Source organism: Halalkalibaculum sp. DA3122, assembly GCF_043951865.1.
GTDB lineage: Bacteria > Bacteroidota > Rhodothermia > Balneolales > Balneolaceae > JAMQKA01.
Map to the genome: position 1 here is coordinate 73,766 of NZ_JBINJF010000009.1, position 19,514 is coordinate 93,279.

Below are 19,514 nucleotides of genomic sequence, written 5' to 3' on the forward strand. Positions count from 1 at the left end.
ATCTCCGGGACGCTCCCGGAGATCTCCGCCTGCCCCTCCGGGAGAGACTGAAGTGCACCGCTATAAAGCCGGACTTGCATTAAATTATTTCTTATCTGAAATGCAGATCAGGGACGAATCGGGGTTCCATCCAGTGCACGAACCTGGGTCCATGTGTTGAGCTGTTTGTCCGGGATCGGGTATTTGGCGGCCTCCTCTTCGTTGATGTCGACGCCCAGCCCCGGCGCTTCATTAATTTTGACATAGCCATCTTCTACACGGGGTGCACCCGGAAAAATCTCCCGGAGACGATCCGTCATACTGGGGGCCTCCTGGATCCCGAAATTCCACACCGCAAGGTCGATATGCGCATTGGCGGCATGTCCCACGGGCGACACATCTCCCGGCCCGTGCCAGGCCGTCCGCACGTTAAACCATTCTCCCAGCCTCGCCACTTTCATGGCAGGCGTGATCCCTCCTATTTGCGAGATGTGGATCCGAATAAAATCGATCCAGCGGTTAGTCATCGGTTCGGTCCACTCATGGGGATTATTATAGAGTTCTCCCATCGCTATGGGAACCGATGTTTTTTGACGCAGCAGCTCAAACCAGTCGTTATTCTCCGGCGAAAGCGGATCTTCAATGAAAAAGGGACGATACTGCTCCAGGTCCTCACAAAGCTGAATGGCATCGCGGGGCTGTACACGCTCATGGATATCGTGACAAAGTTCAATCCGGTCTCCACAGGCCGCGCGCACTTTTTCAAAGAGCTCGCGCGTCCCGGCAAGGTAGGTGTGAGTATCCATAAAGCGGTCGCGCTCCATGCCGAATCCGGCTTTTTTAAAATCAGGTTGACCGGTTATGGCCGTGGACCCATATCCGCCCAGCTGGATGCGGCAGTGCCGGAACCCCTCCTCCATCGCCTGCTGTACGTTTTCAATCACCGCCTCGATCGACTCATCTCCGCAGTGCGTGTATGTATCCACGGCAAAGCGGGTTTTACCGCCAAGCAGTTCATAGACAGGCATGTTGGCCCGCTTGCCCTTGATATCCCAGAGGGCCTGGTCGAGTCCACTGAGTGCGTTGTTGAGGACAGGACCATTCCTCCAGTATGAATTTTGATAGGTCATCTGCCATATATCCTCAATATTATTGACATTCATCCCTATACAGAAATCGGCCAGGTAATCATTCACAGCCGAGAGTACCGGTTTGGCTCGCTGGCGAAAGGTGGCGCACCCCACCCCGTACAGCCCCGGTTCACTCGTTTCAACCTTGACGACAATCAGTTCAATGCCGTGAGGGGCCGTGGCAATCGCTTTTACATTGGTGATCTCCAGCGGCGGCAGTCCATTAGTGGCACCGGCGTAGGCTTCCCGCTGCTCTCGCCTGGTTTTTTGCCATGGATCGTCACCCAGCGAAAATCCGCCAAAAGCCCCGGCTGACAATCCCATTCCCATATTTTTGAGTGCATCGCGTCTATCCATAATTATACCTTTTTCTTTAACAGTTGTGATCCGATTATGACGGTTATATTAAGCTGCCGACAAAATTAAGAAAAGTAGTATAATGATATTTTTGCTCGGTGTTGAATATGAATTCGGGGAAGTCGCACCTGGAAGTTCTGCCTGCTTTTGGGCTTCTATCGCGTGCACCAGGTGGCGTGCAGAAATGATAAAAAGGGTCTCAGGCAGTAAACTTTTCAATTACCAGTTTGCTGGAGGCTTGACCTGCATATCTGTATTTCAATCTTTAACGAATATTGTTCTAATCCTATCGTTATTTTTGTATAAACATGCAGTTCATCTTTCTGTGACTTTCTTCTGGTATTTGAATACCTTCCATGCTTCCGATACAAAATTGAGTCAGCATCAGCGTATTTTTATCATCTATGACGTACCTTTCCACTGAAAATATTTCCAAACACTATGCGGACAACCTGCTGTTTGAAGGACTCTCCTTCGGCATCTCCAAAGGAGACAAGACGGCCCTGATAGCCGAAAATGGTACCGGCAAATCTACCCTCCTGAAAATTTTGGCGGGCGAAGAGACTCCCGACGACGGCAAGGTGATGATCCAGAATGACATCCGTATCGGGTACCTGGAACAGGAACCCCGGCTCGACGATGACAAAACCATCCGTTCGTTTATAGCCGATAACGACAATGAGATGGTTCGGCTGATCCAGAGATACCACAATGCGGCAGAGAAACAGGCAGAAAACTTCAACGAAGAGAACAAGAAAGCCTTTGAAAAAGCGGCAGCAAAGATGGAGTCCGCCGGAGCGTGGGACTATGAGCAGCGGATGGAGCAGATTCTGGGCAAGCTCAACATCCACGATCTCGACCAGTCCATCTCCACCCTTTCGGGCGGCCAGCGTAAACGGGTGGCGCTGGCGTTTGCGCTGCTGGGCGATCCTGACATGTTAATCCTGGATGAACCCACCAACCACCTCGATCTCGAAATGATTGAATGGCTGGAGGAGTTTCTCATCAAAAGCAGCATGACCCTGTTAATGGTGACCCACGACCGATATTTTCTGGATCGGGTTTGTGATCATATCCTGGAGCTGGAAGGCGGCAAGATGTACCACCACAACGGCAATTACCAGTACTTCCTGGAGAAGCGGGCTGAGCGCCGGGAAATTGAACGGAAGAAGGCTCACAAAACCAAACAGATGTACAAGCAGGAGCTGGAGTGGATACGGCGTTCTCCCAAGGCAAGGACCAGCAAGTCAAAATCCCGAATTGATGATTTCAAGGAGCTTAAAGAGCAAGCGAGAAGTGGCCCTGCCGATCCTGAGCTGCGCCTCCAAATGGATATGCAGCGAATGGGGGGCAAAATCCTGGAACTGATCAACGTCTCCAAAAGCTATGGTGAGGAAGTGATTCTGGATCATTACGACTACGATTTTGACCGCGGCGAACGTATCGGCATCATCGGTCCGAACGGCGTGGGAAAAAGCACATTCCTTAAAATATTGACCGGTGAAGAGCCCCTTGACTCCGGCAAAAGGCGCGTGGGCGAAACGATCGCCTTTGGCCACTACCGGCAGGAAGGGCTCGATTTTGACGACAGCCAGCGGGTCATCGACATCATTGAAGAGGAACGCAAGATAATAGAGCTCTCGAATGGAAAGAAAATATCGGCTTCCCAATTCCTGGAGCACTTTATGTTTACTTCGGAAATGCAGTACACCCCCGTCAGGAAGCTCAGCGGGGGCGAAAAACGGCGACTGGCACTGATGCTGGTGCTCATCCAGAATCCCAACTTCCTGATCCTTGATGAGCCCACCAACGACCTGGACCTGCTAACCCTGAACAAGCTGGAGGAGTTTCTGCTGGGATTTGATGGCTGCCTGATCCTGGTTTCCCACGACCGTTTCTTTATGGACAAACTCGTCGATCACTATCTCGTTTTTGAAGGGGACGGAAAGATCAGTGATCACCACGGCACGTATGAAGAGTACCGCGAGCAGCGGCGCCGCGAGGAGCTGGATCAAAAGAAAGCAGAACGGGAAGAAAAGCGGGAGGAGGTAGCGCCGGCACAGAAGTCATCCCGCTCGCCTTCCGATAATCAGAAATTAAGCTACAACGAACGGCGAGAGTACCAACAGCTGGAGGAAGAAATTGCGCGACTTGAAGAGGAAAAGAAGGAGCTGGAAAACCAGATTAGCAGCGGGGAGCTGGGACATGAGGAACTCCAGGAAAAATCAACTCGCTACGATACGCTGATGAAACAGATCGAGGAGCGCACCGAACGTTGGTTTGAACTGGCCGAACGGGCGTAGTGTTTGGGTTGGATGTTGGATGTTGAAGGTTAAAGGTTAAAAGTTAAAAGGTTGAAGAGTTGGTCCTTAGCACTTCCGGCTTTGAACTTTCAACCTGCATCCATAATGATCCGCGGCTTGTGAAAGAGAGCTTGGAAAAACCGTGGGTTTGCTAAGCTCTCTAAAAATTATTTGGGGATACCTGCACAGATCATTTTATTAAGAGTCGAGAAGAGTAGAGTGGGCAGATTCCCAATGCTGTTCCGGGCTGGAAACTGAAACGACATGTAGAATTATCTAACCAGGCATTTATGAAATTTATCGATCTAGATGACATTATACGAGAGGCGTGGCAACACTACGACGATACCCGGGAGATCAAGGATATCACCGATATCAGCGCCAAGGTCTCAACCAACCACGTGTACCAGATCCGGTTTGATGATGACAATATCATTATCGGGAAGCTCTCCTATTTCGGCAAATATGAGCATTTTGTAGAAGACCACACCATTATCAACGCCCTGTCCAATAACCTGCCGGTGCCGTTCGATCATTTTCTGTCTCGCTCCCTGATGAAGGAGAACTCCCTGTTCGTTCACCGTCACAAAAATACACTGGTGGATGCATGGGTGGTTTTCTACCGCCCGATCCAGATCCGGGAAAAGCTCCCGCGAAGGCTCAATAAAAAACAGATCAAAAAGCTGGCCGTACAGTTTGCCAAATTCCACAAGGCGTGCCATACCATACGAAACACCCTCCCCCCCTCCTCAAAGACGATGGAAGTGGATATTGAGCATCTGCTTGAAACGCTGGAGACCGAAGAGGGGCAATATGAGTATCGGATGCACGAGGATCAGATTCGCAAGCACAGTCACCTCTTCCTGGATAATATCGAGCAAATGGGCGCCAATGATGAGCTTGATACAATTCCCGTTTTTGTGGACTGGAATATCGGGAATTTTTCCGTGACCTCCGACCTGGAGCTGTTTTCGCGCTGGGATTATGACTGGTTCCGCATAAGTTCACGGATGATGGATTTTTACTTTTTCGCCCGAATTGTATCGGATATCGGGGACAGAACTATTTTCAGCTACGACATCGACCCCCTCATGGAAGACCGATTCCTGATATTTCTAAAAAGTTACCACCAGGAATATCCGCTTACCGAACTGGAGATTCGATTTTTAAAGGAAGTCTACCGCTTTTTTATACTCAATTACGTGGTCAAATACGGCAAATATTTTTTTCACGACCTGTTTGCCACGAAGCTCCAGAAAGAAGCCTATGAAAGCTACCTGCCCCAGATCGATGAAAAATTCGATCCCGATCCCCTGCTTAAGACATTAAACCTTTAGTGATCAACCATGCAACATTTTTACTCGATAGCCAAAAACTATGAAGCTGTTTTTCTCGATTCCTATGGGGTCCTGAAAAATCATAAAGGCCTGATAGAGGGCGTACCGGAGACGATCAACTACCTGCGTACGGAGGGCATAAAACTTAGGGTACTTACCAATGATGCTTCCAAGAGTCCATCTCAACAAATCGAGGCCTTTTCAAAACTGGGACTGACCAACCTGAAAGAGGAAGAGATCATAACCTCGGCCATGCTGGCGCGTCAATTTTTGGAATACAAAATACAGGAAGGAAAAGTGGCCTACCTGGGCACCGAAAGCTCGGCGGAGTATATCCTTCACTCAAACATTGAGAAAATACCGGTACGCGAGGTTGACCTGGATGACGCCGAAGACATCACGGCATTTGTTTTTCTGGATGACGAAGGTTTTGACTGGAATTACGATATCAACAAAACGGTAAACCTGCTCCGCAGGCGCAATGTGCCGGCCATTGTGGCCAACACCGACAAGTTTTATCCCGTCTCAAAAAATGATGTAGCGGTTGCCACGGGGGGCATCGCCAAGCTCGTTCAAAATATGCTGAGCAAAAAATTTATCCAATTTGGGAAACCGGACTCCCAGATGTTTATGCACGCATATGAGCACCTCCTGGAAGAAGGGCCGATAAACCGGTCCGATATCCTGATGGTGGGCGATACCCTGCACACCGACATCCTGGGGGGAAACAAGTTCGGAGTCAAAACGCTGCTTGTGTTTTCGGGTAACACCCGCAAGGAGAATGCCGAGCTGCAGATCAGTTCCACAGGCATCATTCCCGATTATATATGCAGCTCTATTGTAGAATAGCCTCACTTCCAGTAGCTGATTTTATGCTCATTCTGCTGCGATTCCAGCTCCGGAAGTTCTGAATCAAAGGCTTTTGAAAAATATACCCGTGAATTGCCGACAGCTGAAAATTGGCGGGCTACAATGGCCCCGCGAACCGTAGCAGAACCCTTCAGCTCCACTTCGGCGTTGGGAGCATAAAAAGCCCTGGTATGGGCTTCGGCATTCCCGGCAATCGAAACATAATCTCCACCCAAAATATTGTTTCCCAGAAAATTTTGGATGACAGAATAAGGTTGGGCTAGTTTCTCCAGTGCTTCAACTGGTTAAACATTCCGGTCAAATAATATTTTTGGTTCATTAAACTATTGCTGTAATTTTGCTTATCGCAGTTGGAATGGTGCTAGTAAACCTTAACAAAAACTATTTGACTTATGCCAATTAACAGAATCTCTTCTGTAATCCCAATGCTGGCAACAGCTTTTGTGGCGTTGTTGCTGATTTCGTGCGCCGGTGAGCAGGAGCAGCCGGCTGAAGCGGAAACTGAGTCCCAGGCTACATCAACATTTAATTTTGAGAATATCCAGGATACCACTGATGTAGTAGCCCGTGCAACCGGTCTTTCGGGCCCTGAGTCTGTTCGGTATGATCCAGGCCAGGATGTCTATTTTGTAGCAAATTTTAACGGTCCCGGCGGCGAACGCGATGCCAACGGATTTATCAGCAAGGTGGGACCTGACGGTGCTGTCCAGGACCTGGAGTTTATGACTGGAACGGAATCCGCGCCCATGCACGCCCCGCGCGGGATGTACATCACGGGAGACACGCTCTGGGTGGCTGATGCGGACGGAGTTCACGGTTTTAACCGAACAACGGGTGAACATGTGACGTTTGTTGACTTTACTTCCCTGGAGCCCGGCTTCCTGAATGATGTCGCGGAAGGGCCCGATGGAGCCTTGTATGTTACTGACACGGGCCAGTCCAGGCTGTATAAAATTGAAAATGGTGAGGCTTCTGTCGTACAGGATGATCTCCCCCACGCTCCAAACGGAATCACCGTTGATGAGTCTTCGGGCTTGCTCCTGCTGTGCCCCTGGGGCGGCGCCCGGACGTTTTACGGGTGGAACCCCGCCACTACCACCCTGGAAGAGGTACGAGAGCTCGATTCAGGGGGCGACTTTGACGGTATCGAGCTTGTGAACGGCAGCTGGGTGGTTTCCAGCCAGGTCGATTCTACGATCAAGGTTGACGGGCAGACCATCATTCGCACCCCGGGCGATCCCGCTGACATCGGGATAGATACCCAGCGCATGCGTGTAGCAGTACCCTATATTGCACTTAATAAAGTGGAGATATGGGCATTGCCAATTGAATAGAAGTCCATCGCAGGGTAAAATAATAACAGGGAATGTTGTCGAATCAAGCGACATTCCCTGTGTAGTATTCGACGCCCTTAAAAGCGCCTTTGCGTACCTTACATGAATGAAATGATCTGTATTTACTGTTGATGAAATGAGCAGCAAAACATAATGACCCTGCGCCCGGTCTGTCGCCAGTGGAGCCAAAATCTGCCAAGGCAAATCCAAAAATAGATCCTAAAACCATGTTTCTTCTTCAGTCAAATGAACTATTGGATCATACGACAAATATTATCCATGAAAAGACCCAGCAGCACGCATTCAGTGTTGACCTGACGGTGGCAGAAATTTACACTTTTTCAGGTGCCGGCTCACTTGACTTCGGTGGAAGTGAGTTCCAGCCCGCCCCTGCCGAACCGGTTGATCCGGAAAAGAAAAAGGAGGAAGATGACTACGGCTGGTGGACTCTCGGGTCCGGCATCTATAAAGCGATATTCAATGAGCAGCTGAAAAACCGGGAAGATACCCTGGCTGTCATTGCTCCACACCAGCATGCAAGCGAGGCAGGAATTCTGGCCGAAACAGTCCTGATTCCTCCCGAACGTAAAGCAGAACCGGTTTCATATATTTTCCGGGTACCGGCCGTTGGTTGCCACATCAAAGAAAATGCCCGAATTGCCACACTGCATATACTGGCTGACTAAGTCCATTTATTAATTCAAACTCAACCACCAGCTATGGCTTACGGAATGCATTGGGAATGGCGCGGTTTTGGAAGCATTAGTTCGCGTTTTGCGCGGTCGTTCTTGCTACTCCCAGACTTTTACGATACCCACCAAATTACAGATCATTACCTCTGGATCCCCGGTATGGAAGTGAATGCCAAATTCCGGAAAGGGATAGAAAGCGGGCTCAAGTTCAAGCGCCTGAAACAGAAAAAAGGTGATTTCGAAATCTGGCTGGAGGATGAGGATGAACTGTACGAGTTCCCCCTCGAGAAGGAGGCGTGGGAATCGCTTGGCCGGCTGCTTGGCGGTGTTGACATCCGGATTCCGGCTTATCCCGACCTCCCCCCCGACCGTGAAACAACCGCACAAATGCTGCAGGAAGCGGGATGTAAAATTGTTACAATGAAGAAACAGCGGGAAACCCGGAAACTCGAAATGACGGAGGGTACCGTGCTGGTGGAGTGGACCGCCATCATGGAGCCGCAATCGGTCAACTCCATCGGGCTGGAGACATGGTCGGACCAAGACACCGACATGGCCAATGGGCAGGCCCTGCAATTAATTAAACAGGCCCACGCCACCCTGGATCTTCCGCAGGAGTCGATGCAGCCGATGAACTACCTCGACGCGGTAAAACAGTGGGCTGAAGAAAATAAAATTTAAGTGCTCAGTTTACTACCTTACGGGCGGGGACAAACCTCATAAAACTCTTACTTCTTTTATTACATTATGGCAAAGCAGTTTAACAGCACCATGAAGAAACAATTGGGCATCGGCGGAATTATCCTGCTCATTCTTATTCTACTTTCATTTTCCGACTGGATAATGGAGTGGCTCTGGCTTGACAACCTTGGATATGAACAGGTATTTGTAACTATTAAAACTACGCAGGTTCTTCTCTTGCTGGGCGCCCTGGCAGTAGCGCTTCTTTATGTTTTGCCCAATATGCATGTTCTGGCCCGTCATTTTCCCGGGTTTGCATTTGGCAACTCCCCCCTGGGGCAACTCAACCTGAACCGGTTCAGCGAAAGCCAGTTCCGAAAGGTTTTATATGCACTGGGAACGGTTATCAGCTTCTTTTTTGCCTTTGCCTTTTTTATGCGCTGGGACACCTACTTCCGTTTTCACTGGAATGAGACCTTTAACCAGGTTGATCCCATCTTTGGTAACGACCTGGGATTCTACCTGTTTCGGCTTCCATTCATCGAAATCCTGCAAAACAGCCTGATTGTCCTGGTCTTTTTTGTCACATTCCTGCTGCTGATCGTATATATTTACTCCGGCTCATTCAATATCCAGAAAGGATCCGGCATTACTGCCAGATCCGGTATCATAAAGCACCTGAGTGTTAATGTAGGGCTGTGGCTCCTTTTGCTTTCGTGGGGTTATTTCCTGCAGCGATACCGTATTCTGTACAGCGAAAGCGGCGTTGTTTACGGGGCCAGTTATACCGATGTCCATGTTCAGCTCCCGGTCCTCTGGATACTCTGTATTGCCACGTTCCTGCTGGCACTGTTGGCATTTTATCATTTTTACAAGGAGAAATTCAGGTTGTTGATGATCGGGGGCATCGCAACAGTGGGAATTGGCGTCATTGGCCTGGGGGTGCTCCCGACGATGGTTCAAAAGTTTATGGTGGAACCCAATGAGCTTGAACTCGAAACCCCGTATTTGGAAAACAACATCGAGGAGACGCGCCAGGCGTACAAGCTCGACGCCATCAATGAGCGAAATTACAGTGCCCGGGATACGCTTACCTGGGCAACGCTCCAGGACAACCAGGAAACGCTTGACAATATCCGGTTGTGGGACCCCCGCCTTCTCATTCAAACCTACCGGCAGTTGCAGGAAATTCGCCTCTACTATCAGTTTTACAATGTGGATGTAGACCGCTATCACACCAGAGAGGGATACCAACAGATGATGCTTTCAGCCCGCGAGCTCTCTGATGAATTGCCGGAGCAGGCAGATACGTGGGTAAATCGCCACCTGCAGTATACACACGGCTACGGGCTGGTCATGAGTCCGGTTGCCCAGGAAGGGAATCAGGGAGATCCGCGGCTGGTAATCAAAGATCTGCCACCGGTCTCCGAAATTGGCCTGGAGGTGACTCAGCCTGCCATATACTACGGCGAAAACGACCCGGGCTTTAAGGTGGTAAACACCGATGTGGAGGAGCTCGATTATCCGAGCGGCGACGCAAATGTCTACACCAATTATGAGGGAGAGGGTGGTGTTGCCATCGACAATTTTTTCACTAAGCTGCTTTTTGCGTACCAGTTTGGGGATATTAACCTCCTGCTGACCGATTATATTAGGGAAGGCAGTAAAATTCAGTTCTGGAGAGGAATCCGGGACCGGGTACAGAAAATTGCCCCGTTCCTGCATCTGGAAGAGGATCCCTACCTGGTACTGAGCGAGGGAAAACTATACTGGATTCTTGACGCCTACACCACTTCCCGGGAGTATCCCTACTCCGAGCCGTCAATAAGCAATATTAATTACATTCGCAACTCCGTAAAAGTGATTGTGGATGCCTATAACGGCTCGGTGGACTTCTTTGCCATCGATGATAAAGATCCCGTGCTAAATGTATACCGTGATATTTTTCCCGACATGTTCAAGCCTCTGGACCAGATGCCTGAGGATCTAAAGCGGCACCTGCGGTACCCTGAAACCCTGTTTGAAATCCAGATGGAGATGTTCAACACCTATCACATGACGGGACCGCAGGTTTTCTACAATAACGAAGACCTGTGGACGCGTCCCAACGAAAAATATGGCGGGCAGCAGCTCAAAATGGAGCCGTACCAAATTCTGATGAAACTCCCGGGCGAAGATTCGCTACAGTATTTTCTCATCAGTCCCCTTACGCCCAACAACCGCGATAATATGATCGCCTGGATGGCTGCCCGTTCCGACTTCCCCGACTACGGCGAAATCGAGGTGTTTAAACTACCGAAGGAAAGCCTGTTTTTGGGTCCCGCCCAAATTGAGGCGAAAATTGACCAGGATACGGAAATATCGCGCCAGCTTGCCCTGTGGGATCAACGGGGTTCCAGGGTGATCCGGGGCAACCTGATGATCATTCCGATTGAAGACGCGTTTATTTATGTCGAACCGGTCTTTTTGATAGCTGAAGGAGTTGATATTCCACAGCTGCAGCGGGTAATTGCCACAACCGGCACAAATGTAGTCATGGAACCGACACTGGATATGGCCCTGCAGCAGCTGTTTGGCAAAGCCCCCGAGCAACCCTCACCCCTCCCCATCTCTATGGATGCAGACACGGCCGGTATGGGTGCCGTAGCTCCACAAACTGCCCTTGCCGCATCCACCACAAAAGAGTTCCAGGAGGTTCAGCAGCTTTGGGAGGAGGCCCAGCAAGCCCTCAATGATGAAAACTGGCAGCAGTGGGGCGAAAAAATGGACCAGATAAAAGACCTGCTCGATGAAAATTAGGACCCAATTCGCATCCAGCGATCCAGGAAGTTTGCGAACCGTTCGGGTGAGCCGGGATCCATGTTAAAATACAGGGAAGGTTCGATCAGCTCCAGCTCCATCAGGGAGAAACTGTCTCCTTCTCTGACCATATCTACCCGGCTGTACAATGGAGTAGGTTCAATCTTCGCCATCAACTGATCAGAAACTCGGCGGAGCTCCTTTTCAGGTTCAACTGTTTTCAGCCTACCGCCGTGCTCCTCCTGGACGCGAAAATCGTGCGGTTTGGGTGTTTTAAGCAGCGTGTGGCTGTATTCTTCTCCAAAGTAGATCAGGGAGAATTCGCCTTCATCCACAATATTCTGCATCATGGGCTGCACCATAAACGCCCGGTCGGCGAATACCTCTGCCAATTCGTCCACCCGTTGCTTTGCTTTGGTGATCGTCAGCCGGTAGGTATCATCAGCTCCCGCACTGATGGTGGGCTTAAGAACGATCTCTTCAGCATCAAAATAATCAAACCAGGAAAGCAGTTTCTGCTGGTCCAGTTTGTCAGATTTCCTCCCCCATCGGGTCGGCACAATGTTCACCCCTCTTTGTTCGAGATCCCGGAGGTAGGTTTTGTCTATATTCCACTGTACCAGTTCCAGTGCATTTTCAAGTCGGGCGGTTGAATGATCGATCTCTTTGAGCACGTTCATAAACCGGTCGGGATCCTGCTGGTAATCCCACGGAGAGCGAATAATTACTACATCAAACCGGCTCCAGTCAACTTCCCGGGTTCGCCAGGAAATATCGCTCACATTCCATCCAAGCGAGGCCAACGGGTCTTTCAAAAGATAGTCGTAGTGGACGAAATCATCGAGATTGTCCATCGTCAAAAAGGCACATTCTTTCATAGGAAATATTCAGTGTGCAGTTATTATATATTCTGTTTTGAAAGGCGGTAAATATAGAGCTGATAGCGGTAAAGAGATAGTCTGCGTGTAAAGTAATTTGACCAGGATCCTTTGAGACGGCAGTTACTGCTGCTATTTTTCTGTATCCGATCCGGCCCAGCCAACAGGCTTCCAAAAAAAGTCCAGGCGGGGTGCATCCTAACCAATGAATTATTATCATATTCCTCTTTATTGTGCGAAAAATACGATAACCTTAATCTGCATTACAGGAATCAATTATGGATAGAAAGATTATTCTGGACGAGGCCGACATTCCCACTCATTGGTATAATATTGTAGCGGATATGCCCAACAAGCCGCTCCCCCCGCTCAACCCTCAAACCAAAGAACCGGCAGGTCCGGATGATCTGGCCCCTATTTTCCCGATGTCGCTTATCGAGCAAGAGGTATCCGCGGAACGGAAGATTGAAATACCGGACGAAGTTCGCGAGATCTACCGAATCTGGCGTCCCTCTCCCATGTACCGCGCACGGGGACTGGAAAAGATGCTGGATACCCCCGCCAAAATTTACTACAAATATGAAGGGGGCAGTCCCAGTGGGTCTCACAAGCCCAATACCGCTGTGCCCCAGGTATATTTCAACAAGCAGGCCGGCGTCAAAAATATCACGACTGAAACCGGAGCCGGTCAGTGGGGTACGGCTCTTGCGTTTGCCTGCTCCCAGTTCGATGTCAACTGTGAAGTGTACATGGTAAGGATCAGTTATGACCAAAAGCCGTACCGTAAAGTGATGATGAACACGTTTGGCGCCGACGTGTACCCCTCTCCCAGCGATCGAACCCAGGCGGGTCGGGATATCCTAGCGAAAGATCCCGATACCAGCGGCAGTTTGGGCATCGCTATTTCGGAGGCGATTGAACGGGCTGTACAGGATGAATCGACAAAATACTCATTGGGGTCGGTTCTCAACCACGTGCTGCTACATCAGACAATTATCGGACAGGAGGCGATAAAACAGATGGAGTACGCCGGCGATTACCCGGATGTAATTATTGCTCCGCTTGGCGGGGGATCCAACTTTGCCGGAATCTCATTTCCCTTTCTGCGCAACAATCTTAAGGAAGGGAAAGATACCCGCTTTGTAGCCGTTGAACCCGCCTCGTGCCCAAAGCTGACCAAGGGAGAGTTTCTGTATGATTACGGGGATACTGCCGGCTATACGCCCCTGTTGCCGATGTACACCCTAGGACATAACTTTACTCCCGCGGCCATTCATGCCGGCGGACTTCGATATCACGGGGCCAGTGTGCTTTGCAGCCAGCTGTTAAAAGATGAGCTGATTGAAGCGGTGGCAATTCAACAACTGGAATGTTTTGAAGCCGGAATCAAACTTGCCAAATCAGAAGGATTTATCGCAGCACCAGAAGCTACGCACGCGGTCGCCCAGGTAATCCGTGAGGCGGAACAGGCCAAAAAAGAAGGCGTTTCCAAAACGATTCTGTTTAATCTCTGTGGCCACGGATTCGTAGATATGCAGGCCTACGAGGATTATTTTGCCGGGAAACTGCATGATCACACCTTTACCGAGGATGAACTCCAGGAGGGAATCAAAGAGATTGCCGCCATACAGCCGGAATAGAGTCTGGCAGTATATCACTATATTATATTTAACAGCCTTCGGGGTTTCCAGTACCTCGAAGGCTTTTTTCTAGCCGGCATTTCTCACCAAGAAATTTGTTCTTCAGCAAGGCGAAGGGAAAATGGCCGCGCAGACGTACTTTCGTACGTTGAGCAGGCGATTTTCCCTTTAACGCAGCTGGAGGGCAAATATCGCGGCACGTTACACCCTGTTACATACAATGTCTGTAAAATATGATGCAAGATACTGCCTGCCATTAGGGTACATAATTTCATCAAAAATTATCGTGATAAATGCAGGCTACCCCAAACGACTGAACATAAACTGCGCACGAAATTATCGGTGATCGGTTGAACACTACTGCAACCGCTGCAGGTAATCCCGAATCCTGTGCGCATTCACACCAATATCTCCCCGGCCGATACGAGAAACCGATCGAACATCAATTTTACTGGCCGTGGAATCCGAATCTGCCGTATCCACCCGGATAACCACATCATCCTTGAAGCCATACCACGGTAGTGTGTGAGTTGCTTCAATCCGTCCCTCCTGCTCAGAGTACCCCACGATTTCCCACGAAGTAGACCGGGCGACCTGCAGCGCGCGTTCAAACGCCCCGGGGTATGGAACCTGTAAAATCAGCGTCTCGATATCCGGGTAGTGCTCTTTTTGAAGCTTGGCCACCTCTTCTCCCCCGTATTCGATATCATTCGGGGCGTCTGCCCGCAATGGTACCACCGCCTTAAATTCAGGGGGATTTTGTATATCGGTGGATATGTCATGAATCGGAGGATACTGCTGGGCCTGGTAAAACCAATATCCAAAATTCGCGACGACCAGAAGGCCTAAAAAAGCGGCAGAATAGGCCAGGCCCTTGCCCCGTGTACCGGGTTTGTCTCCCCTGTTGGTAAAAGGATATGCGAAAGCCAGGATCAGTCCCAATAACCCGAGGATAGCACCTCCCGGCAGTAAAATACGGAATGAGGTGAACAGTCCCCACCATCCCCACTGATATCCATAACCGGACATAAGAAAGGCCAGCGCTCCCACGGTTGAAAAGATTAAAGCTGCTATGGCCGTTTTTGACAGCGGAAGTTGTTCATTGGCAGTCTCCATAATCCCTGTTTATCACTGTTGGAAAGATAGTTAAACGGTTTGCTCCGATTTGCCTGATATTCTTTCTCAGGCAGTGAACAGCCGGAGAAACAGTCTTGAGCGTTTCATTAATATGCCGGTATCCGGACTTGCCATTCCTTTTAACATAATTTTATGGGTAATCGTTGCTTGGAATTGGCTACTGTATGTATTTTAAGAAAATAGCGAGAAAGGCTACTGTTTTCGGTATACAGGAACGTTGGAGCAGGCTTCGCCATACATCAGTTTGGCCACGTGAGGAAGGAGTTTTTTGGTGGCATGAAGGTACACGCTTTCCGGCACCGGCTTATCACTGCATCCTTTGAGAAGAACAAACTTGTCTTCATATTTTGACCACTCTACCTCATCGAGTCTCCTGCGGTAGAGTTCAAAAAGGAGGTCCGCTTCCCGGCCTTCAAAAATATCTTTGGCGTGGGGAGCTGCGTATACAGCGATGAGCATATAGGCCCAACGGGTAATGATAGCATCTTCAGAGCAGTAGACGGCCAGGTACTGCCCTTTATATTGTGTCCATTCGTGCACTTCCAGCTTTTCTCTGAAATAGTCTTCTTTCAGGATCAGTCCCTTAAATAAAAAGTCTTTGAGATCAAGCTCGACAACCGGGGTGTCATCATAATATTTTTGCAGATCTATGGTAACAAGCTTTTTTGATTTCTTGACCTTGTTGACAATTTCGCCTTCAGCAGTCGCCATAAATTGATGACTCCGTTTTTATATTGAAAAGGATTCACCGCAGGAGCAGGTGCGAGATGCGTTTGGGTTGTGAAAGTGAAAGCCCTCCCCGTTCAGGCCTTCCGTGAAGTCGAGGGTGGTACCGGAGAGGTAGAGGAAACTGCGCATGTCAACAACAAGCCGGATTCCCTTGTCTTCAAAGAATTTCTCCTTCTCATCCTCTTCAGAAGGACTGGTATCAAAATCCAGCTCATAAGTAAGTCCTGAACAGCCGCCGCTTACCACGCCAACACGCAACAGTGCATCGTTGGCGATGTTCTGCTCTTCGCGTATTTCATTAATGCGATTCGCAGCGCGTTCACTAACAGAGATAGACATAATGTTTACACCTCGTCATTTATTTATCCAGTCATATCGCCAGGCAGGGGAACAAATAATGGCTAGACCGAAACCACTTCAATTTCCGGATCAATACGCTTTACCATGCTTTCGATGGCATATAAGGTACCGGAAGTAGCCGTCGGGCACGTACCGCAGGCCCCTTGGTAGTGAACTTTGAGGCGGTTTCCGTCGAGCCCCAGAATTTTGAGTCCACCGCCATCAGCCAGAAGATACGGTCGCACCTGGTCATCCAGCATTTCATTAATCTGAACCAGGCGGGGATCGTCACTTTCCTGGACCTCTTTGGTGGCGTGCACCTCTTCATCCTCGGTCGCATCCAGCTGGGTATTGGCCTCGCGGATCGGGGGCGCCAACTTGCGTAGAAGTTCCGACCAAACCGCTTTGCCATCCTGTGTTACGGTCACATATTTATCTACGTAATAGACGTTAAGCACATGATCGATGGCAAAAAGCGCATCAGCCAGTTCGTCCTCTTTTGCCTCATCGGCATTTTCAAACGATTTTGTGACCCCGTTGGTAAGCGGTTCGTCCAATACGAAACGCATCGCATCCGGATTGGGTGTACGCTCTATTTCTTTGATCTTTGGCATAACTGAAGTTGGTTAGTTAGTCTTTCGCTCGTTTATTTAGAACGAATATAAATAGAAAAACATTTCCTTAAAAACGGAATATTCGGTCAGGCAAACAATTCTTTCGCTTTTTTGATCCCCTGTACCAGCCGGTCGATATCCTCCTCGTTGTTGTAGAAACTGAGAGAAGCTCGGGCCGTAGCCGGTACATTGAATCGTCGCATGGTGGGCTGGGCACAGTGATGACCGGTTCGAATGGCAATTCCCTGCTGGTCCAGTATAGTGCCGATATCAGTGGCATGGATATCCTCGAAAACAAAAGAGAGCACAGAAGCCTTTTCTGTGGCCGTGCCGATAATTCTGAGTCCTTCAATATTCAACAGCTGTTCAGTACCGTACTCCAGCAATTCCTGCTCACGTGCGGCGATCTGTTCCATGCCAATATTGTTTAGATAATCGATAGCGGAGCTGAACCCGATACCGGCCGCAATAGGCGGGGTCCCCGTCTCAAACTTGTAGGGCAGGCGATTCCACGTCGTTTTCTCAAACGTCACCTTGTCGATCATCTCCCCTCCGCCCCTGAAAGGTGGGATCTCCTCCAGCCATTTCTCCTTGCCGTACAGGATGCCAAAGCCGGTGGGACCGCACATTTTATGGGCAGAGAAAGCATAAAAATCGCAGTCGATCTCCTGGACATCGATTGTGCTGTGTGGAGCGGCCTGTGCCCCGTCCAGCAGAACCGGAATATCGCGCTTGTGGGCTTCCGCCACGATCTTTTTTACCGGGTTTATGGTACCCAGCGCGTTCGAGACGTGAGTGATTGCAACAATCGCCGTTTTCTCATTGAGTTTCCCGAGGTATTCCTCCCAGATCAGCTCGCCGTCGTCATTGACCGGTACCACCTCGAGAGTAGTCCCCGTCTGCTCGGCTATAAGTTGCCAGGAGACGATATTCGCGTGATGCTCAATTTCTGAAACCAGGATCTGGTCCCCTTCGGAAAAGAAACGGCGACCAAAGCTGTTGGCTACCAGGTTGATAGAATCGGTTGTTCCGGTGGTGTAGACGATCTCGTGCTCATGCCTGGCATTGATCAGTTTCTGCACCTTTTTCCGGGTTACCTCAAACTCGTCGGTAGCCTGTTGGCTCAGCGAATGGATGCCCCTGTGAACATTGGCATGTTCGGCCGAGTGATACCGGTTGATCCGATCAATCACCGGTTGCGGCATCTGACTGGAAGCCGCGTTGTCAAGATATACCAGGGGATTTCCCCGTATCTCCTGTCGCAGGACGGGGAAATCCTTCCGGATCTTGTCGAAATCGACCGTATTATCTGTTTTGGTCTTTACAGCTTCAGCCATGTTGGAATTATACTACGAGTTCGGAATCGAGTTGGCGATTGGTGAAGTTGTGTACTTCATCAACCAGGAGCTTCTGCACGGAATCGATCGGGATATTTTCAATCGTTTCAAGTGCAAAAGCGTATACCAGCAGTTCACGCGCTTTTTCTTCGGTCAGACCCCGGCTTTTCAGGTAAAAGACTTCATCCTCTTCCAGTTGTCCAACGGTTGCGCCGTGGGTACATACGACATCGTCTGCAAAAATTTCAAGCTGAGGTTTGGTATTCACCGTACCTCCTCTTGAGAGCAGCAGATTTCTGTTTTCCTGGAACGAGTCGATCTTCTGCGCGTGCTGGCGTACGAAAATTTTGCCGTTGAAGACAGAGTGCGCCTTGTCATTGATTACACATTTATGCAGCTGGTGACTCTCGGCATGCGCATGGCGGTGATCCATGACCGAGTGGGTGTCAGACACCTGCTCTCCATCGATAAGCACGAGACCATCGAGGGTAAACTCAACCTCTTCGGCCAGCTGTGTAACGCGCGGCTCATTTCGGGAAAGTTTGGCCCCGATATTGATGGTGTAAGACTCATAGTTGGAGTGGTGATTTACGTGTGCTCCCACTCTACCGATGTGGATCGCTTTTTCACTGTCTCGCTGAATGCGGGTGTGAATTACATGAGCATCCTCTTCCAGGTTTACCTCAATAGCCGGGCAGTTAAAATATTTGTTGTCGCCCAGCCCCACGTAATCCTCGACCAGATTCAGTTTCGAATTTTCCTCCGCCACAACCAGGCAGCGTGGAGTTACAAAATAGTTTTCAGGCGCGTCGGTCTGAACAAAGAGCAGATGTACAGGGGCATCGACCTCCACATTTTCCGGAATATAGACAAAAGCGCCATCCTCCAGGAAAGCGTTGTTGAAAGAGGTGAAGATATCTCCTTCAAAATCGGCATACTTGTTCAGGTGCTTTTTGATGAGCCCGTCCTCGTCAGCGGCAAACTGTGTCAGGTTACCGGCTTTTACCCCTTTCGGCAGTGCGTCCGTATTCGAATGTTCAGCAGAGAACGTCCCATTTACGAAGACCAGTCGGGACCCTTCTGCTTCCGGGAGGAAAAAATTACTGAAGTCAACCGGCTCAATTTGATCCTTGAGCGCGGCAGCAGCCTTGTAGCTGTCCTGGTAGAGCTCCTTCAGGCTTATAAATCTCCAGTCCTCATCTTTTGGTTGCGGGAACCGGCCATTACGGACCTCATCAGCCCCTTTGAGGCGCAGTTCATCCAGCAAGTCAGACTTGCCATTCAGCGACCCCTGGAACTCCAGCAGGTCAGAAAGGAACGTATCTTTATCTTTACTTTTGGTAATATTAGCCATAGTC

The 19,514-nt window shown here is 49.7% G+C and carries 17 protein-coding genes; 8 read left to right on the forward strand and 9 right to left on the reverse strand.

The annotated features are described in order from the left end of the window. Positions 1-107: 107 nt before the first annotated feature. Positions 108-1,466, reverse strand: coding sequence for an enolase C-terminal domain-like protein (locus ACG2F4_RS08325; protein ID WP_395259762.1), 1,359 nt, complete (start codon positions 1,464-1,466; stop codon positions 108-110). A 404-nt stretch (positions 1,467-1,870) separates the two neighbouring features. Here ACG2F4_RS08325 and ACG2F4_RS08330 point away from each other — a divergent pair, with 404 nt between their 5' ends. The 3 genes from ACG2F4_RS08330 (at position 1,871) to ACG2F4_RS08340 (ending at position 5,955) form a co-directional block, all read left to right on the forward strand. Continuing rightward, positions 1,871-3,769, forward strand: coding sequence for an ABC-F family ATP-binding cassette domain-containing protein (locus tag ACG2F4_RS08330; RefSeq protein ID WP_395259763.1), 1,899 nt, complete (start codon positions 1,871-1,873; stop codon positions 3,767-3,769). Positions 3,770-4,059: 290 nt separating this feature from the next. Next, entirely contained in the window at positions 4,060-5,106 is a 1,047-nt protein-coding gene (locus ACG2F4_RS08335; RefSeq protein WP_395259764.1) for a hypothetical protein, read from the forward strand. A 9-nt stretch (positions 5,107-5,115) separates the two neighbouring features. Further along, positions 5,116-5,955 carry an HAD-IIA family hydrolase gene (locus ACG2F4_RS08340; RefSeq protein WP_395259765.1) on the forward strand — a complete coding sequence of 280 codons (840 nt, stop codon included), beginning with the start codon at positions 5,116-5,118 and terminating at the stop codon, positions 5,953-5,955. Between the two features lie 2 nt (positions 5,956-5,957). On the opposite strand, the gene ACG2F4_RS08345 is transcribed toward ACG2F4_RS08340, so the two are convergent. After that, positions 5,958-6,191, reverse strand: a complete 234-nt coding sequence (locus ACG2F4_RS08345; protein WP_395259766.1) for a hypothetical protein — start codon at positions 6,189-6,191, stop codon at positions 5,958-5,960. A gap of 177 nt (positions 6,192-6,368) precedes the next feature. Between ACG2F4_RS08345 and ACG2F4_RS08350 the strand changes: the two genes are divergently transcribed. The 4 genes from ACG2F4_RS08350 (at position 6,369) to ACG2F4_RS08365 (ending at position 11,482) form a co-directional block, all read left to right on the forward strand. Continuing rightward, positions 6,369-7,310, forward strand: coding sequence for an SMP-30/gluconolactonase/LRE family protein (locus ACG2F4_RS08350; RefSeq protein ID WP_395259767.1), 942 nt, complete (start codon positions 6,369-6,371; stop codon positions 7,308-7,310). A gap of 227 nt (positions 7,311-7,537) precedes the next feature. Then, a complete protein-coding gene (locus tag ACG2F4_RS08355; protein ID WP_395259768.1) occupies positions 7,538-7,996 on the forward strand; it encodes a dCTP deaminase in 459 nt (152 codons plus the stop codon). 33 nt (positions 7,997-8,029) lie between these two features. Further along, positions 8,030-8,683, forward strand: a complete 654-nt coding sequence (locus ACG2F4_RS08360; RefSeq protein WP_395259769.1) for a hypothetical protein — start codon at positions 8,030-8,032, stop codon at positions 8,681-8,683. Positions 8,684-8,773: 90 nt separating this feature from the next. After that, the gene (locus ACG2F4_RS08365) at positions 8,774-11,482 is read left to right on the forward strand and encodes a UPF0182 family protein (protein ID WP_395259770.1); all 2,709 of its coding nucleotides are present in this window, start codon (positions 8,774-8,776) and stop codon (positions 11,480-11,482) included. On the opposite strand, the gene ACG2F4_RS08370 is transcribed toward ACG2F4_RS08365, so the two are convergent. After that, the gene (locus ACG2F4_RS08370; RefSeq protein WP_395259771.1) at positions 11,479-12,336 is read right to left on the reverse strand and encodes a RimK family alpha-L-glutamate ligase; all 858 of its coding nucleotides are present in this window, start codon (positions 12,334-12,336) and stop codon (positions 11,479-11,481) included. The two genes, ACG2F4_RS08365 and ACG2F4_RS08370, sit on opposite strands and share 4 nt — an antisense overlap. 302 nt (positions 12,337-12,638) lie before the next feature. Here ACG2F4_RS08370 and ACG2F4_RS08375 point away from each other — a divergent pair, with 302 nt between their 5' ends. Next, the gene (locus ACG2F4_RS08375; protein WP_395259772.1) at positions 12,639-14,000 is read left to right on the forward strand and encodes a TrpB-like pyridoxal phosphate-dependent enzyme; all 1,362 of its coding nucleotides are present in this window, start codon (positions 12,639-12,641) and stop codon (positions 13,998-14,000) included. 357 nt (positions 14,001-14,357) lie between these two features. On the opposite strand, the gene ACG2F4_RS08380 is transcribed toward ACG2F4_RS08375, so the two are convergent. From ACG2F4_RS08380 to sufD, 6 genes are all read right to left on the reverse strand, one after another. Beyond that, positions 14,358-15,116 carry a DUF1499 domain-containing protein gene (locus ACG2F4_RS08380; protein ID WP_395259773.1) on the reverse strand — a complete coding sequence of 253 codons (759 nt, stop codon included), beginning with the start codon at positions 15,114-15,116 and terminating at the stop codon, positions 14,358-14,360. Positions 15,117-15,329: 213 nt separating this feature from the next. Continuing rightward, positions 15,330-15,848 (reverse strand): DUF2480 family protein, encoded by a 519-nt coding sequence (locus tag ACG2F4_RS08385; protein ID WP_395259774.1) that lies wholly within the window; start codon positions 15,846-15,848, stop codon positions 15,330-15,332. A gap of 18 nt (positions 15,849-15,866) precedes the next feature. Next, a complete protein-coding gene (locus ACG2F4_RS08390) occupies positions 15,867-16,205 on the reverse strand; it encodes a HesB/IscA family protein (protein WP_395259775.1) in 339 nt (112 codons plus the stop codon). Positions 16,206-16,267: 62 nt separating this feature from the next. After that, complete coding sequence (locus ACG2F4_RS08395) at positions 16,268-16,819, reverse strand: NifU family protein (protein ID WP_395259776.1); 552 nt, start codon at positions 16,817-16,819, stop codon at positions 16,268-16,270. A gap of 86 nt (positions 16,820-16,905) precedes the next feature. Next, positions 16,906-18,156, reverse strand: a complete 1,251-nt coding sequence (locus tag ACG2F4_RS08400; RefSeq protein ID WP_395259777.1) for a cysteine desulfurase — start codon at positions 18,154-18,156, stop codon at positions 16,906-16,908. 7 nt (positions 18,157-18,163) lie between these two features. Next, a complete protein-coding gene (gene sufD / locus ACG2F4_RS08405; protein ID WP_395259778.1) occupies positions 18,164-19,510 on the reverse strand; it encodes a Fe-S cluster assembly protein SufD in 1,347 nt (448 codons plus the stop codon). Positions 19,511-19,514: the final 4 nt, after the last annotated feature.